The sequence below is a fragment of the Herbaspirillum sp. WKF16 genome, from assembly GCF_028993615.1.
GTDB lineage: Bacteria > Pseudomonadota > Gammaproteobacteria > Burkholderiales > Burkholderiaceae_D > Herbaspirillum.
Window position 1 is genome coordinate 3,529,778 of the sequence record NZ_CP118632.1, and the last position, 15,994, is coordinate 3,545,771.

Genomic DNA, 15,994 nt, shown 5'->3' on the forward strand with positions numbered 1-15,994 from the left:
ACCGATGTACAAAGCGAATCGGGCGTGAAAGACGCATCTTTCCAGCCGAGCTCGCTCAAGCAGCTTCGCAAGCCTTACCTGTCACCAAGACAAGTTTTCAGTAAAAGCCCCCCGCCCCTGGCATCGTTCGATGATGCCGTCCCGGCGCAAAGCTTTTGTGCCGAAATTTCTTTGTATTTTTCATAGTCATTTCGTCGGTTGGCGTTGCTTTTTTTCGCTCAGGCCCTTGATGCCCGACGTGCTCGCGCTCGTCTGCGGGATCGTGTCTGACGTTCACATTCACGAAAGAGATTATGACTTTTGAAGCACTTGGCCTGAACCCTTCGATCATCAAAGCACTGACCGAAGCAGGCTACACCGTCCCGACCCCGGTCCAGGAACAAGCCATCCCCGCCGCCATCGGCGGCCAGGATCTGCTGGTGTCCTCGCAGACCGGCTCGGGCAAGACCGCCGCCTTCATGCTGCCGTCGCTGCACAAGCTGGCAGAACTGCCGCAAGCGCCGCAAGCAGCACGCACCCCGAACCAGGAACGCCAGGCCAACCGCGCCCGCGGCGAACGTCCGCGCTTCACCCCGGCCCAGCCGAAGATGCTGGTGCTGACCCCGACCCGCGAACTGGCACTGCAAGTGACCACCGCCACCGACAAGTACGGCTCCTACATGCGCCGCGTGCGCGTGGTGTCGATCCTGGGCGGCATGCCTTACCCGAAGCAGATGCAACTGCTGTCGAAGAACCCTGAAATCCTGGTCGCAACCCCGGGCCGCCTGATCGACCACATGGAATCGGGCAAGATCGATTTCTCGCAACTGCAGATCCTGGTGCTGGACGAAGCCGACCGCATGCTGGACATGGGCTTCATCGACGACATCGAGAAGATCGTCGCCGCCACCCCGGCCACGCGCCAGACCATGCTGTTCTCGGCCACGCTGGACGGCGTCGTCGGCAACATGGCCAAGCGCATCACCAACAATCCGCTGACCATCCAGATCGCCAGCTCGTCGACCCGCAATGAAAACATCATGCAGCGCGTGCACTTCGTCGACGACCTGTCGCACAAGAACCGCCTGCTGGATCACCTGCTGCGCGACACCACCATCGACCAGGCCGTGATCTTCACCGCCACCAAGCGCGACGCCGACACCATCGCCGACCGCCTGAACATCGCCGGTTTCGCCGCCGCGGCACTGCACGGCGACATGCACCAGGGCGCGCGCAACCGCACCCTGAACAGCCTGCGCCGCGGCCAGGTCCGCATGCTGGTGGCCACCGACGTCGCCGCGCGCGGCATCGACGTGCCGGGCATCACCCACGTGTTCAACTACGACCTGCCCAAGTTCGCCGAAGACTATGTGCACCGTATCGGCCGTACCGGCCGCGCCGGCCGCAAGGGCATCGCGATCTCGCTGGTGAACCACGCGGAAGGCATGCACGTCAAGCGCATCGAGCGCTTCACCAAGCAAAGCATTCCGGTCGACGTGGTCGAAGGCTACGAACCGAAGAAGGCGGCAGCGCCGCGCGGTCCGCGCAAGCCCAACAACTGGCGTCCGGGCGACGGCCGCAGCAACAGCGGCCCGCGCTTCGGCAACCGCGAAGGCGGCCATGGCCATCGTGAAGGCGGCTTCGGCGGCAACCGCGAAGGCGGTTTCGGCCAACGCGAAGGCGGTCACCGTGAAGGCGGCGGCCAGCGCGAAGGCGGCGGCTATGCGGGCAACCGCGACGGCCGCAGCTTCGGCGGCAACAAGCCGGCCGGCAGCGGCCCGCGTCGTGAAGGCGGCGGCGGCTACAAGGGCAACAACGGCGGCGGTTTCCGCGCCGACGGCCCGCGCCGCTCCTACGGCGATCGCTGATCTCCGGTTTCAGGCATCCCCAAAACGCTCCGAAAGGGGCGTTTTTTTCATGGCGATGCGCAAGGCCGCAAACAAAAAGCCGCTTCCGGGGAAGCGGCTTTTTCATGGGCGACGGCTTTACGTCAAGACATCAGCCGGCGCACTTGGCGCCCTGCCCCGCCTGCAAGGCCCGCACATTGGCGGCGATGGCGTCGGCCACATCGGCCACCGCCTTTTGCATGGCCAGCACCACATCGCCTACGGCCGCGCCGGTCACCGGGGTGACCACCGTCATGCGGCAGACGGCGCTCTTGCGGTCGTCCGAACGCGTCACGGTCCAGCCGAAGCTGGCCTGGACCTGGCCGCCGCGCACCGCGTCCAGATCGCGCAACTCGGCCGCGATGCGGTAGCTGACCTGGTCGGCCGGGCGGCCGCTGCGGGAAATGTCGATGGCGCCGAGACGGCTGGCCACGCCCGCCGCCAGCGCGTCACGCAGCTCGCTGTTGAAGGGCGAGGACCAGCGCTCCTGCTCCAGCACGTCGACCCGTGCGGCATCGCTGCGCACCACCAGCTGCGGCCGCGCCAGGCGGTCCGGCACCGCCACCGGCATGACTTCGATGAAGGTCTGCGGCCCTTGCGCGGCTTGCGCGCCGGCGCCGGCCGGCGGCGCCGCCAGCGTGTAGAACTGGGCCGGCGGCGAGCTGCCGCAGGCGGCCAGCAGCGCCGAGGCCAGCGCGGCGACGGCCAGTGATGTCAGACGTGTTCTTTTGTTGATAGGCATCATGGCTCCTGTTTGCCGCGGATCAGCGATTCCGGGTGCTGCTGCAGATAATCGGTCAGGACGCGGATCGAGGCCGCCGCGCGCGACAGCTCCTGCATGGTCTGGCGGATGTCCTGCTGCAGCGGGGCGTCGTCGGACAGCGTGCGCTCGGCGGCGTTCAAGGTCTTGCGCGCATCCTTCATGGCCGCGCTCATCTCCGGCGCGATGTCGTTGTTGATGCGCGCGGCGGTCTGCTCGGCCGTGCTGAGGGTCTGGTTGAGCTGCTTGACGGTGGTCTGCAGGTCGCGGCCGATCTCGTCGAACGGCACCTTGGACAGCTTGCCGGCGATCTCCGAGAGCTGGGTCTGAAGCTCATCCAGGCTGCCCGGGATGGTCGGCAGCTCCAGCGGCGTCTTGGCGACATCAATCTGCACCGGCTTGGCCTTGGGGAAGAAGTCGATCGCCACGTACAACTGGCCGGTCAGCAGGTTGCCGTTGCGCAGCTGGGCGCGCAGGCCCCGCTTGACCAGGAACTTCAGCCGCTCGGCATGCGAATAGCGCGGCGTCGCCACTTCCTGGCTGAAGCGCCGGCCCAGGCGATCCGGATAGATCTGCACCGTGACCGGCATGCGGAACTCGCCCTTGGCGCGGTCGTACTCGATGCCGATGGTCTTCACCTCGCCCAGCACCACGCCGCGGAAGTCGACCGTGGCGCCCGGCTGCAGGCCGCGCAATGACTGGTCGAAGTACAGCAGCACGGTCTGCGGCGCGCCGTCGGGGTCCTTCATGGCCGAGGTCTCGTCTTCGGCCAGCTGGTATTCGGTGCCTTCCTTGGCCGGCGCGCTCTTCTCGTCCTCATCGCGGTCGCGGAAAGCGATGCCGCCCAGCACCACGGTCGACAGCGCCTGCGTATGCAGCTTGAAGCCGCTGGCGTTGAGTTCCATGTCGAACCCGCTGGCGTGCCAGAAGCGCGAGTTCAGCGTGATGAACTTGTCGTAGGGCGCATTGACGAAGACGCGCAGCGTCACCCCGCGGCCATCGGCATCGAGGTCGTAGGCCATCACCTGGCCGACCTTGATGCGGCGGTAGAACACCGGGGTGCCGATGTCGAGCGAACCGAGGTCGTCGGTGTGCAGCACGAACTGGCGACCGGAAGCGTCGCGCGTGACGATGGGCGGCTGCTCCAGGCCGACGAAGTCTTTCTTGGTCTCGCCGGAGGCGCCGGCGTCCACGCCGATATAGGCGCCCGAGAGCAGCGTGCCCAGGCCGGAAATGCCGGAGGCGGCGATGCGCGGACGCACCACCCAGTAGCGCGTATCCTCGGCGTCGAAGCCCGAGGCTTCTTTCGTCAGCTGGATCGACACCAGCACGTGCGAGCGGTCTTCGGCCAGCTTGATGGATTGCACCTGGCCGATGTCCACATCCTTGTACTTGACCTTGGTCTTGCCCGCCTCCAGGCCCTCGGCCGAACGGAAGCTGACGGTGACGATGGGGCCGCGGTCGACCAGGATCTTGGCCACCAGCGTCAGGCCGACCACGGCCGCGATGATGGGAATGAGCCAGACCAGCGAAGGCAGCCAGTTGCGCCGGCGCTCGCGCCTGGGCTGCAGCAGCGCCGGTTTTTCGTCGTGCGGATCAGTCATTGGGTTCCTTCAGGTTTTTCATTGTCTTGCGCATCGGCCGGCGTCCCGGCGCGGTGCGTGCGGTCTTGGTCGTCCCAGATCAGGCGCGGATCGAAGGACAGCGAGGCCAGCATGGTCAGCACCACCACCGCGCCGAAGGCGGCGATGCCGATGCCGGCGTGGACGTCGGCGAAGCCGTGGATCTTCACCAGCCCGGTCAGCACCGAGACCACGAATACGTCCAGCATGGACCAGCGCCCGATCACCTCGATCACGCGGTACAGCTTGGCGCGCTGCGGCCGCTGCCAGCTGCTGCGCCGGCGCGCCGACAGCACCAGGACGGTCAGCGCGGCCAGCTTGAACAGCGGCACCAGGAAGCTCGCCACGAACACCACCAGCGCCAGCCCCCACTCGCCGGAAGTCCAGAAATAGATGACGCCGGAGAGGATGGTGTCGCGCTGCTCGTCGAACAGCGTGCGGGTGATCATCACCGGCATCAGGTTGGCCGGGATGTACATGATGCAGGCCGCGATCAGCAGCGCCCAGGTGCGGTTCAGGCTGTCGATCTTGCGCACGTGCAGCGGCGCGTCGCACACGCCGCAGCGCTCGTTGGGACGCGCATCCTCCCAGACGCTGCCGCAATGATGGCAGCCGATCACGTTCAGGTCGGCCGCATCCCGCACCTGCGCCTGCTCCGGCGCGGCCGCGCCGGCATGGCCGCGCAGGGCGTCCGTGTGCGCGTGGGCGCTCATGCCGAGTGCTCCCTGACTTCATCGCGCAGCGCCTGCTTCTGCTCGCAGATATGCCAGATGTAGCGCGGGTTGAACGAAACCACCACCGTCAGCAGCACGGTCAGCGCGCCGAACGACCAGAGCGCCGGACCGGGAATCACCTCGGCCATGTTGGACAGCTTGATCAGCGCCACCAGGATGCCCAGCATGAATACTTCGATCATGCCCCACGGCCGCGCCGCCTGCATCAGCCGCAGCAGCAGCACGAAGCCGGGCGGCCGCTCCAGCCGGGACGACGGCAGCAGCAGGTAGAACAGCACCAGCATCTGGATCAGCGGGAACAGCAAGGTGGTGGCCGTGACCAGCAGCGCCACCTCCGACATGCCGTCGCGCGCCAGCGCCATCACCGCACCGATCAGCGTGGTGTCGCTGGAGAGGCCCTGCAGTTCGATGGTGACGATGGGGAACACGTTGGCGATCACGAACAGCACCAGCGCGCCGACCGTCAGCGGCAGCAGGCGTTCCAGGCGGTTGCCGGTGTCGCGGTCGAGCTCGGCATTGCAGCGCTGGCAGCGCGCGATCTCACAGCGCCCCAGCCGGGGGCGGTGATATACGGCATCGCATTCTTCGCAAACGATGAGGTCCGGGCGTTTCTGCATGGATGAACGGTTCTGCTTTCCGGCTATTGTTATTGGCGCCGAAGCGGCCAGGCCGCGCGGGCGATATTGCAGCGCTTCATTTTGAGCGAAATCGGCGCATCGCGTTCAATGATTGCAAGGATTCCGGCCAATTGGCGCCAATGAAGGGCCGGGAATTAATGACTGAACGGTAAATTAGCTGACGATTCTAACAACAAACATATTGCAGGACGGAACGCATTTGCGCTTGTAAAGAAGATAGCGCTTGACAAGCCAAGCGGCAATCTTCTAAAGTCATCGAATGACTTCCGCAGCACAATTCTTCCTACTACTGAACAGCGCCGGCGCCCTGCTAGCGTTGCTACCAGTGTCGCTACTACCCGCCTCGCGTTAATCGACGTCGTGGCCGGTTTGCCGAAAGTCCGCTGAATCCACGCGCGCCGGCAAGCAAAAAAATATCCGCAGTCCCCTGGCAGTACCAATCCCGCAGCGACGCGCACATACGCCGTCGCAGCAAGAACAAGCGAAACCCGCGAAGCCATCATGCACTCCAAGCCGATGACAATCCGCAGACAGCACGCCCCGCGCGGCGCGCAGGGAGACCTCCCGCTTCTGGCTCTATGACGGGTTGCCTGGCCACGCGCACGTGGCAGCCAGGCAACCCTACCGGCCACATCTGACGTCCGTCGCTACCGAGAATTCACGAATCAAAGACCAAAGAGGTTCATCATGATGTTAAGCAACCCCGCCGCCAAGTACCGCGCCTTCCCCGCCATCGACCTGCCCGACCGCACCTGGCCGTCCAAGGTCATCGACACCCCGCCGATCTGGATGAGCACCGACCTGCGCGACGGCAACCAGGCGCTGATCGAGCCGATGAACGCCGAGCGCAAGCTGCGCTTCTTCGAATTGCTGCTCAAGACCGGCCTGAAGGAAATCGAAGTGGGCTTCCCCTCCGCCTCGCAGACCGACTTCGACTTCGTGCGCCAGCTGATCACCGAGAACCGCATTCCCGACGACGTCACCATCATCGCGCTGACGCAGTCGCGCGAAGAACTGATCCGGCGCACCGTGGAATCGCTGGAAGGCGCCAAGAACGCCATCGTCCACCTGTACAACTCGGTGGCGCCGGCCTTCCGCAAGATCGTCTTCAACATGTCGCGGGACGAAATCAAGAACATCGCCGTCACCGGCGCCAAGCTGGTCAAGGAACTGACTGAGGCGCGCCCGCAAACCCAGTGGCGCTTCGAGTACACGCCGGAATCCTTCAGCACCACCGAGCTGGACTTCTCCAAGGACATCTGCGACGCCGTCTGCGACGTCTGGGGCCCGACGCCCGAGAACAAGATCATCCTGAACCTGCCCTCCACCGTCGAGTGCAGCACCCCCAACGTCTACGCCGACCAGATCGAATGGATGTGCCGCAACATCAAGTACCGCGACAGCGCCATCATCTCGGTGCACCCGCACAATGACCGCGGCACCGCCGTCGCCTCGGCCGAGCTGGCCGTGATGGCCGGCGCCGACCGCGTCGAAGGCTGCCTGTTCGGCAACGGCGAACGCACCGGCAACGTCGACCTGGTCACGCTGGCGCTGAACCTGTACACCCAGGGCGTGCACCCGGGCCTGGACTTCTCCGACATCGACGTGGTGCGCCAGGTGGTCGAGGAGTGCAACCAGATCCCGGTGCACCCGCGCCACCCCTACGTCGGCGACCTGGTGTTCACCGCCTTCTCCGGCTCGCACCAGGATGCGATCAAGAAGGGCTTCGCCAAGCAAGAGGCAGGCGCCATCTGGGAAGTGCCCTACCTGCCGATCGACCCGGCCGACCTGGGCCGCAGCTACGATGCGGTGATCCGCGTCAACAGCCAGTCCGGCAAGGGCGGCACCGCCTACCTGCTGGAACAGGAATACGGCCTGGCCATGCCGCGCCGCCTGCAGATCGAATTCTCGCGCGCGATCCAGCGCGAGGCCGACGCCACCGGCAAGGAAATCAACGCCGCCGACATCTACGCCATCTTCAAGCGCGAGTACCTGGACCACAGTGAGCCCTACGTCTACCGCGCGCACCGCATGTCGGAAGACACGTCCAAGGCGGAGTCGATCAACATCGAGGTCGACATCGTGCGCAACGGCCAGCCGGTCACCGTGCGCGGCAGCGGCAACGGCCCGATCGACGCCTTCGTGCATGCGCTGGGCCTGGACATCAAGCTGATGGACTTCCATGAGCACGCCATCGGCGCCGGCGCCGACGCCCGTGCCGCCAGCTACATCGAGCTGCGCCTGAACGAAGCGCCGACCGGCTTCGGCGTGGGCATCGACGCCAACATCGTGACCGCCTCCTTCAAGGCGGTGCTGTCGGCCGTCAACCGCCAGATCGCCATCGGCGAGAGCGCCAACCAGGGCGGCTCCGCGCGCGCCAAGGCGGCCTGATCACGGAAAAACCGCCGGCGATCCCGGCGACGGCTCCTGAAAAAAACGCCGGCCTACAGGCCGGCGTTTTTCTTTTGGCGACACCGGATCGCGCCTGCCTTGCGCCAGCGCAAACCCGCATCACCGGGTGCCGCCTACAATCGGCGCTGGCCGGACAACGGGAACGCGCATGCCTCAATCCAACCCCCACTGGCACGCCACGCTGCTGACGCTGGCGTTCCGCCCCTTCTTCCTCTTCGGCAGCCTGTGGGCCGCCGTCTGCGTCGCGCTCTGGACGGGCATGCTGCATGGCGGCCTGCTGCTGCCCAGCCGCTTCGATCCGCTGTCATGGCACATCCATGAGATGCTGTTCGGCTGGATCCTGGCCGCTATCGCCGGCTTCCTGCTCACCGCCATCCCTAACTGGACCGGCCGCCCGCCCGTGCGCGGCGCCCTGCTGGGAGCACTGGCGGCGGTATGGCTGGCCGGACGGATAAGCGGCGCGCTGTCGCAATTCATGCCCTGGTGGCTGGCGGCGGCGCTGGATATCGCCTTTCCCGTTTTGCTGTGCACGCTGGCCTGGCGCGAGATCATCGCCGGCGGCAACCGCCGCAACCTGCCGATGCCGATCCCGGTCGCCGTGCTGGGCGCGGCCAGCTTGCTGATGCACCTCAGGCAAGCCGGCTTCGCCATCCCCGACGGCCTGGGCTGGCGCCTGGCGCTGGCGGCGGTGAGCATCCTGATGGCGGTGATCGGCGCGCGCATCATCCCGGCCTTCACACGCAACTGGCTCGCGGCCAGGCGCAGCCCCATCCTGCCCGCAAGCACCCGCGCGCTCGACGTCGCGGCCACCGCCACGCTGCATGCCGGGCTGCTGGCCTGGGCGGTGCTGCCGCAGCTGCGGATGATCGGCATCCTCCTCATCGCCGCCGCCACGCTGAACCTGTGGCGCCTGTGGCGCTGGGCAGGCCGCGCGGCGCTGGCCGAGCCGCTGCTGGCGATCCTGCATCTGGGATATGGGTGGCTGGTCGCCGGCGCAGCCTTGCTGGGCGTGAGCCAGCTGGGCGCGCCGGGATTGCAGGTCGCGGCCGTCCACGCGCTCACCGCCGGCGCGATGGGCACCATGGTGCTGGGCGTGATGACGCGGGTGTCGCTCGGGCACACCGGCCGCCCGTTGGCGGCCGACCGCATGACGGCATGGATCTATGCCGCCATCAGCGCCGCCGCGCTGTTGCGCATCGCCGCGGCGCTCATGCCGGCGCCCCGGCTCTTGAGCCTGTCGGCCGCTTGCTGGACGCTGGCGTTCGCGCTGTTCGCGCTGCGCTACGCGCCGCTGCTGCTGCGTCCCCGGCTGAACTGATCAGGGCGAGCGCGCCAGGCGTATCCCCGTGACCTGCCAGCGCGCATGGGCCGGGAAGAAGTTGCGATAGGTCAGGCGCGCGTGGTTCAGCGGCGTGGCCGCCGATGAACCGCGCAGCACGTACTGGTTCACCATGAACTTGCCGTTGTATTCGCCGACCGCGCCTTCGGCCGCGGCGAAGCCGGGGTACGGCGCATAGCTGCTGCCGGTCCATTGCCAGGCCACGCCGAAGAACTCGCGGCCGCTGCCCTGCAGCCGGCCCGCCGCGTGTTCCCATTCGGCTTCGCTCAGCAGCCGCGCGCCGGCCCAGCGGGCATAGGCGTCGGCCTCGTAGTACGACAGGTGCACCGCCGCGCGGTGCGGCTCCAGCGCCTGCAGGCCGTATTCGGTGAATTCGCGCCAGCGGCCGTCGGCATCGCGCCGCCAGTAGAGCGGATGCTCCAGCGCCAGTTGCTTGCGCCACTCCCAGCCCTCGGACAGCCACAGCGCCGGATCGGCATAGCCGCCGGCCTCGACGAAGGCCTGGTACTCCTCGTTGTTCACCAGCCGCGAGGCGCACTCGTAGGCCTCGACGAACTGCCGGTGACGCGGCGTCTCGTTGTCGAAACAGAAGCCCTCTCCCGCATGCCCGATCTCGACCACGCCTGCCTCGATGCGATGCCACTGCAGCGGCAGTTCGGCCGGGTCGCCGGCCTGCGCGAGTTCCGGCAGCTCCTGGTAGGCCGGTTGCAGCGGATTGATGGAGAGCAGGTGCTTGACGTCAGTGAGCATCAGTTCCTGGTGCTGCTGCTCGTGCTGCTGCCCCAGCTCGAGCAAGGCCAGGAACTCCGCCAGGCGGTTTCCCTCGCCGCCCTCGGCCAGGGTTTCCATCTCATCGATCAGCAGCAGCATGCGACGGTCGACATCGGCGCGGTAGGCCTGCACCTCGTCCAGCGCCGGGCGCGTCAGGAGGCCGCGCTGGGGACGCGGGAATTTGTCGCCGACACCCTCGTAGTAAGAGTTGTACAGCACCCGGAACTGCGGATGGAAGGCGCGGAAACCGGACTCGAAACGTTCCAGGATGAAGGTCTCGAAGAACCAGGTGGTATGCGCCAGGTGCCACTTGATGGGGCTGGCGTCGGGCATCGATTGCACGCAGCAGTCCTCGGCCGAGAGCGGCTCGGCGATCGCCTGCGATTGCCGCCGCACGCGCCGGAAGCGGTCGCTCAGGCAATCGCGCGCGCGGTGGTTGACCTCTTGCATGGCGGCGTCGATCACGGCGTCGATCGCCGCTTCGGTGGCGGCGTCGACAAGCATGCTGGCATTGCGCGTCATCAGTGTGCTCCGTTCAGCGCGCCCGCGCGTGGCATACCGCGAACCAGCGCTGCGGGTCGAACCACATGCGCGCCTCGCCGAAGCCGGCCTGTTCCAGCAGGGACAGGATGTCCTCCGGCGTGAACTTGTGGCTGTTCTCGGTGTGGATGCGCTCGCCCTGGCGGAAGGTGCGGCGTGCGCCGTCCCAGCGCACGATCAGGTCGCGCCGCGCCTCGAGATGCATTTCCACGCGCTGACGCGCGGCGTTGTAGAAACCCAGGTGGCGCCAGTCGCGCGCGTTGAAGTCGGCACCGATCAGGCGATTCACGTGGTTGAGCATGTTCAGGTTGAAGGCCGCCGTCACGCCCAGCGCGTCGTCGTAGGCGGCATCGAGCACACGGGCGTCCTTCACCAGGTCCAGCCCCAGCAGCACGCCGCCGGCCTCGCCGATCTGCAGCGCCTGGCGCATGCGGCGCAGGAAGTCCAGCGCCTGGCCGGGATCGAAATTGCCCAGCGAGGAGCCGGGGTAGAAGAACAGCCGGCGATCGCGGTTGACGGTGGCCGGCAATTCCAGCGAGGAAGAGAAATCCATCGCCACTTCGTTGACCGGGATCTCCGGGAAGGCCTGGCGCAAGCCGTCCGCCGCCTGGTGCAGGAATTCGGCCGAGATGTCGATCGGCACGTACTGGCGCGGCTTGAGCGCCGGGAACAGCCGGGCCGCCTTGGCGCAATTGCCCGCGCCCAGGTCGATCAGGGTGACGCCGGCGCCGACCGCCGCGGCGATGTCGCCGGCATGGGCCGCGAAGATCTCCGCCTCGGTGCGGGTGGGATAGTATTCCGGCAACTCGCAGATCGCCTCGAACAGCTTGCTGCCCAGGGGATCGTAGAGATATTTGGGAGAAATGACGGCGTCCTGCGCCGTCAGTCCGGCCTCGAGTTCGGCGCGGATCTCCCAGTCTTCCGGGGTCTGCTGCCAGGGCCGTTGGGTCAATCGCGCGAGTTGGGCCAAGCTGGTCTCCTTGCCGTTGATGCTGCGGTTGGGGTGTCCTGCAGTTGCGACGCCATTGCGAATGCCGGCTGTCCGTTGCGTTGCGGCCGGCGCAGGCCATGTGCGCCGGGAAACTCTGCGCTACACTCTGCCTCGCCCTCACGGACAGTGCATTATAAGCAGCCTGCATTTACTTATGAAGTTTCCGACTGAAGCGCACCGCGGTGGTTCAACGCGGCAATGAGATTTTCCCTGCGGCAGCAAACATGGACGAAACGACAAGTCCGGCCGCATGCCACCATTACCCCACACCAGCCCTCGCCACCCAGCCTCCATGCCATCGACGCCAAGCTCATCCGCAACCCCGGCCCCCGCAGCAAATAAAAGCACCCTGGCCGCGCTGCGCGGCCTCGCGCCTTTCCTCGCGCCCTACAAGAAACAATTCCTGCTGGCCGGCCTGGCCCTGATCGTGGCGGCCGGCGCCACGCTGGCCGTGCCCTATGCGTTCAAGCAGATGATCGACCTTGGTTTCGGCGCCGCCGGCAGCAAGAGCGCGGCCCACATCAACCTGTATTTCATCGCGCTGTTCGGCGTGGCCTGCGTGCTGGGGGTGGCCACGGCGCTGCGCTTCTACATGGTGTCCTGGCTGGGCGAACGCGTCACCGCCGACCTGCGCGGCGCGGTGTATGCGCACGTGGTGCAGCAGAGCCCGGAGTTCTTCGAGACCACCAAGACCGGCGAGGTGCTCTCGCGCCTGACCGCCGACACCACGCTGATCCAGACCCTGGTCGGCACCAGCATCTCGATGGCGCTGCGCAACGCGCTGCTGTTCCTGGGCGGCATGGCGATGCTGTTCATCACCAGCGCCACGCTGACCTCCATCATCATCGTCATGCTGGCGGCGGTGGTGTTGCCCATCGTGTTCTACGGCCGCCGCGTGCGCAAGCTCTCGCGCGCCTCGCAGGACCGCGTGGCCGACGCCTCGGCCATGGCCGGCGAGATCCTCAACGCCATGCCGACCGTGCAGGCCTTCACCCACGAAGAGATCGAGGCGCGGCGCTTCGGCGCCTCGGTCGAGCGCGCCTTCGAGACCGCGATGCTGCGCATCCGCGCGCGTTCGGTGCTGACGGTGGCGGCCATCCTGCTGGTGTTCGGCGCCATCGTATTCGTGCTCTGGCTGGGCGCGCATGCGGTCATGCGCGGCAGCATGAGCGGCGGCGAGCTGGGCCAGTTCATCCTCTACGCCTCGCTGGTGGCGGGCTCGCTGGGCGCGCTGTCGGAAGTCATGGGCGACACCCAGCGCGCCGCCGGCGCCACCGAGCGCCTGCTCGACCTGCTGGCCGCGCGTTCGCCGGTGCAGTCGGTGCTGCTGCCCGAGCGACTGCCGCCGCGCACCGCCAACGGCGCCGCGCTCGAGATTGCCGGCGTGGATTTCCATTACCCCTCGCGTCCCGGCAGTCCTTCGCTGTCGCAGCTGTCGCTGCAGGTCAAGCCGGGCGAGACGGTGGCTGTGGTCGGCCCCTCCGGCGCCGGCAAGACCACGCTGTTCCAGCTGCTGCTGCGCTTCTACGATCCGCAATCGGGCGCGATCCGCCTGGATGGCGTCGACATCCGCTTCCTCACGCTGCAGGAGCTGCGCGGCGCCATCGGCATCGTGCCGCAGGACACCGTGATCTTCTCGGCCGACGCCATGGAGAACATCCGCTTCGGCCGCCCCGGCGCCAGCGACGCCGAAGTGATCGCCGCCGCCCGCATGGCGGCCGCGCACGAATTCATCGAACGCCTGCCGGACGGCTACGGCTGCTTCCTGGGCGAACGCGGCGTGCGCCTGTCCGGCGGCCAGCGCCAGCGCATCGCGATCGCCCGCGCGCTGCTCAAGAACCCGCCGCTGCTGCTGCTGGACGAGGCCACCAGCGCGCTCGACGCCGAATCCGAACGGCTGGTGCAATCGGCCCTGGAAGCGGCCATGGTCGGCCGCACCACGCTGGTCATCGCGCACCGACTGGCCACCGTGCAGCGCGCCGACCGCATCATCGTGCTGGAGCACGGGCGCATCGTCGAAAGCGGCACGCATGCCGAGCTGATCGCGCTGGATGGCTTGTATGCCAGCCTGGCGGCGCTGCAATTCAACGTGCAGTAAAACCCTAATCCTCTTCTCCGTCGTCCCGGCGAAAGCCGGGACCCAGTGACGTTTGTGGCGCTCAACCGAGGGTGGCACGAAGCACCGAACGACACTGGGTCACGGCTTTCGCAGGGACGACCAAGGTGGCATATTAGACAATGCCCCTCGCGCCAACGCGATTCTCCAAAATCCAATAGACTGCCTGCTGCAATCCAACCCAGCACACAGAACAACCACCGCCTGACAGGAGTTTTCCCATGAGCAGCCAACTGTTTTCGCCGCTGAAGCTGCGCGGCGTCACCCTGCCCAACCGCATCGCCGTCTCCCCCATGTGCCAGTACTCGGCGCAAGACGGCTTCGTCAACGACTGGCACCTGGTCCACCTGGGCAGCCGCGCCGTCGGCGGCGCCGGCCTGGTGATCTTCGAAGCCACCGCGGTCACGCCCGAAGGGCGCATCACCGCGGCCGACCTGGGCATCTGGAAGGACGAGCACATCGAGCCGCTGCGCCGCATCACCCGCTTCATCGAACTGCAAGGCTCGGTGCCGGCGGTGCAGCTGGCCCACGCCGGCCGCAAGGCCAGCGCGCTGCGCCCCTGGGACGGCACGCCCGGCAGCGTGCCGGCGGCCGAGGGCGGTTGGCTGCCGGTGGCGCCTTCCGCGCTGGCCTTCGACACCACCTATACCGAACCGCACGCGCTGACCGCCGACGAAATCAAGCGCCTGGTGCAGGCCTTCGCCGACGCCGCCCGGCGTTCGCTGCAGGCCGGCTTCAAGCTGATCGAACTGCACGGCGCGCACGGTTACCTGGGCCATGAATTCCTCTCGCCGCTGTCCAACAAGCGCACCGACCAATATGGCGGCTCCTTCGAGAACCGCATCCGCTTCCTGCTCGAGGTAACGACCGCGGTGCGCGCCGTCTGGCCCGATGAACTGCCGCTGCTGGTGCGCCTGTCGGCCACCGACTGGGTCGAGGGCGGCTGGACGCCGGACGAGACCGTGCAGCTCTCGTCCAGGCTGCGCGAGCTGGGCGTGGATCTGGTGGACGTCTCCAGCGGCGGCAACCTGCCGGTCGCGCCGATCCCGGTCGGCCCCGGCTACCAGACCGAGTTCGCCGCGCGCGTGCGCGCCGAGGCCAAGGTCGCCAGCGGCGCGGTGGGCATGATCACCGACGCCATCCAGGCCGAGCACGTGCTGCGCACCGGCCAGGCCGACCTGGTGCTGCTGGCGCGCGAGCTGCTGCGCGATCCGTACTGGCCGCTGCACGCCGCCGACCAACTGCGCGAGAACGTCGCCTGGCCGCCGCAATATGTGCGCGCCGCGTCGAGCAAGACGCCGCTGCGCACCGACGTGGACTACGGCGCCGAGCTCGACTGAGCCGCTCCGATGCCGAAAAAAAAGCCACCGCATGCGGTGGCTTTTTCTTGCCCGCGGCCGGCCTCAGCCGGGGCGGCGTTTCTGGCGAATGTACTCGATGATCCCCGGCAGGATCGACAGCACCACGATGGCCACGATCAGGAGGCTCAGGTTCTTCTTCACGATGGGCAGGTTGCCGAAGAAGAAGCCGGCATAGGTGAAGCTGGCCACCCAGGCGATGCCGCCGATCACGTTGAAGAGGAAGAAGCGCGAATAGGTCATCGCGCCCACGCCGGCCACGAAGGGCGCGAAGGTGCGCACGATGGGCGCGAAGCGGGCGATGATGATCGCCTTGCCGCCGTGCTTCTCGAAGAAGGCGTGGGTCTTGTCCAGGTACTCCTTCTTGAAGATGCGCGAGTTCGGCTTGTCGAACACCTTGATCCCCAGCATCTTGCCGATCTGGTAGTTGGTGCTGTCGCCCAGGATGGCGGCCACGATCAGCGTAAGCACCATCAGGTGCACATCGTAGGCGCCGGTGGCGGCCAGCGCGCCGGTCACGAACAGCAGCGAATCGCCCGGCAGGATGGGCGTGACCACCAGGCCGGTCTCGCAAAAGATGATCAGGAACAGGATCAGGAACAGCCAGGGGCCGTAGGAAACCGCCAGCTCCGCCAGGTGGCGGTCGATGTGAACGATGAAGTCGACGAGAAACAAGAGGATGTCCATGGCGCCCGCGTGAAAAAGAAAGGGGCATTGTACCAACTGCGCGCGCGCCTCTTGTGCCGCGCAGCATGGGGCGCCGCAAAGCCGCGCCGGGCAAGGGATTGCGCGCGCCGTGCGTATTGCAAAGCCGCCCTCACCGATTCTTACGTTTCTTTACCGGCCCC

General features: G+C 66.9%; 12 protein-coding genes. 5 read left to right on the forward strand and 7 right to left on the reverse strand.

Annotated elements, in window-relative coordinates:
• The first annotated feature begins 293 nt into the window (after positions 1 to 293).
• Positions 294 to 1,847 (forward strand): DEAD/DEAH box helicase, encoded by a 1,554-nt coding sequence (locus Herbaro_RS15995; protein ID WP_275010605.1) that lies wholly within the window; start codon positions 294 to 296, stop codon positions 1,845 to 1,847.
• A gap of 130 nt (positions 1,848 to 1,977) precedes the next feature.
• Here the strand turns inward: Herbaro_RS15995 and Herbaro_RS16000 are convergent, their stop codons facing one another.
• The 4 genes from Herbaro_RS16000 to Herbaro_RS16015 are packed head-to-tail and all read right to left on the reverse strand — an operon-like array spanning position 1,978 to position 5,598.
• A complete protein-coding gene (locus tag Herbaro_RS16000) occupies positions 1,978 to 2,607 on the reverse strand; it encodes a PqiC family protein (protein ID WP_275010606.1) in 630 nt (209 codons plus the stop codon).
• Positions 2,607 to 4,229 carry a PqiB family protein gene (locus Herbaro_RS16005; protein WP_275010607.1) on the reverse strand — a complete coding sequence of 541 codons (1,623 nt, stop codon included), beginning with the start codon at positions 4,227 to 4,229 and terminating at the stop codon, positions 2,607 to 2,609. Before Herbaro_RS16005 ends, Herbaro_RS16000 begins: the two co-directional genes overlap by 1 nt.
• Positions 4,226 to 4,960 carry a paraquat-inducible protein A gene (locus Herbaro_RS16010; protein ID WP_275010608.1) on the reverse strand — a complete coding sequence of 245 codons (735 nt, stop codon included), beginning with the start codon at positions 4,958 to 4,960 and terminating at the stop codon, positions 4,226 to 4,228. The genes Herbaro_RS16005 and Herbaro_RS16010 overlap by 4 nt, the downstream gene beginning before the upstream one ends.
• A complete protein-coding gene (locus Herbaro_RS16015; protein ID WP_275010609.1) occupies positions 4,957 to 5,598 on the reverse strand; it encodes a paraquat-inducible protein A in 642 nt (213 codons plus the stop codon). Before Herbaro_RS16015 ends, Herbaro_RS16010 begins: the two co-directional genes overlap by 4 nt.
• 708 nt (positions 5,599 to 6,306) lie before the next feature.
• On the opposite strand from Herbaro_RS16015, the gene leuA reads away from it, so the two are divergent.
• Positions 6,307 to 8,010 (forward strand): 2-isopropylmalate synthase, encoded by a 1,704-nt coding sequence (leuA, locus tag Herbaro_RS16020; protein ID WP_275010610.1) that lies wholly within the window; start codon positions 6,307 to 6,309, stop codon positions 8,008 to 8,010.
• Between the two features lie 169 nt (positions 8,011 to 8,179).
• On the forward strand, positions 8,180 to 9,349 hold the full coding sequence (locus Herbaro_RS16025) for an NnrS family protein (RefSeq protein WP_275010611.1): 1,170 nt from the start codon (positions 8,180 to 8,182) through the stop codon (positions 9,347 to 9,349).
• Here Herbaro_RS16025 and egtB read toward each other — a convergent pair whose 3' ends face one another.
• Together egtB and egtD are read right to left on the reverse strand one after the other, a co-directional pair.
• Positions 9,350 to 10,591: an ergothioneine biosynthesis protein EgtB gene (gene egtB, locus Herbaro_RS16030; RefSeq protein ID WP_446719338.1), complete on the reverse strand. Its 1,242-nt coding sequence runs from the start codon at positions 10,589 to 10,591 to the stop codon at positions 9,350 to 9,352.
• Between the two features lie 85 nt (positions 10,592 to 10,676).
• Entirely contained in the window at positions 10,677 to 11,651 is a 975-nt protein-coding gene (gene egtD / locus Herbaro_RS16035) for an L-histidine N(alpha)-methyltransferase (RefSeq protein WP_446719276.1), read from the reverse strand.
• 313 nt (positions 11,652 to 11,964) lie between these two features.
• On the opposite strand from egtD, the gene Herbaro_RS16040 reads away from it, so the two are divergent.
• Positions 11,965 to 13,770 (forward strand): ABC transporter transmembrane domain-containing protein, encoded by a 1,806-nt coding sequence (locus Herbaro_RS16040; RefSeq protein WP_275010613.1) that lies wholly within the window; start codon positions 11,965 to 11,967, stop codon positions 13,768 to 13,770.
• Between the two features lie 239 nt (positions 13,771 to 14,009).
• The gene (locus Herbaro_RS16045; RefSeq protein WP_275010614.1) at positions 14,010 to 15,128 is read left to right on the forward strand and encodes an NADH:flavin oxidoreductase/NADH oxidase; all 1,119 of its coding nucleotides are present in this window, start codon (positions 14,010 to 14,012) and stop codon (positions 15,126 to 15,128) included.
• 63 nt (positions 15,129 to 15,191) lie between these two features.
• Here the strand turns inward: Herbaro_RS16045 and Herbaro_RS16050 are convergent, their stop codons facing one another.
• On the reverse strand, positions 15,192 to 15,833 hold the full coding sequence (locus tag Herbaro_RS16050) for a DedA family protein (protein WP_275010615.1): 642 nt from the start codon (positions 15,831 to 15,833) through the stop codon (positions 15,192 to 15,194).
• Positions 15,834 to 15,994: the final 161 nt, after the last annotated feature.

Excerpts from the sequence above, each read along its gene's own strand:
- Herbaro_RS15995 (WP_275010605.1), top strand. The coding sequence starts at position 294 with ATGACTTTTGAAGCACTTGGCCTGAACCCTTCGATCATCAAAGCACTG.
- Herbaro_RS16000 (WP_275010606.1), bottom strand. The coding sequence starts at position 2,607 with ATGCCTATCAACAAAAGAACACGTCTGACATCACTGGCCGTCGCCGCG.
- Herbaro_RS16005 (WP_275010607.1), bottom strand. The coding sequence starts at position 4,229 with ATGACTGATCCGCACGACGAAAAACCGGCGCTGCTGCAGCCCAGGCGC.
- Herbaro_RS16010 (WP_275010608.1), bottom strand. The coding sequence starts at position 4,960 with ATGAGCGCCCACGCGCACACGGACGCCCTGCGCGGCCATGCCGGCGCG.
- Herbaro_RS16015 (WP_275010609.1), bottom strand. The coding sequence starts at position 5,598 with ATGCAGAAACGCCCGGACCTCATCGTTTGCGAAGAATGCGATGCCGTA.
- leuA (WP_275010610.1), top strand. The coding sequence starts at position 6,307 with ATGATGTTAAGCAACCCCGCCGCCAAGTACCGCGCCTTCCCCGCCATC.
- Herbaro_RS16025 (WP_275010611.1), top strand. The coding sequence starts at position 8,180 with ATGCCTCAATCCAACCCCCACTGGCACGCCACGCTGCTGACGCTGGCG.
- egtB (WP_446719338.1), bottom strand. The coding sequence starts at position 10,591 with ATGCAAGAGGTCAACCACCGCGCGCGCGATTGCCTGAGCGACCGCTTC.
- Herbaro_RS16040 (WP_275010613.1), top strand. The coding sequence starts at position 11,965 with ATGCCATCGACGCCAAGCTCATCCGCAACCCCGGCCCCCGCAGCAAAT.
- Herbaro_RS16045 (WP_275010614.1), top strand. The coding sequence starts at position 14,010 with ATGAGCAGCCAACTGTTTTCGCCGCTGAAGCTGCGCGGCGTCACCCTG.
- Herbaro_RS16050 (WP_275010615.1), bottom strand. The coding sequence starts at position 15,833 with ATGGACATCCTCTTGTTTCTCGTCGACTTCATCGTTCACATCGACCGC.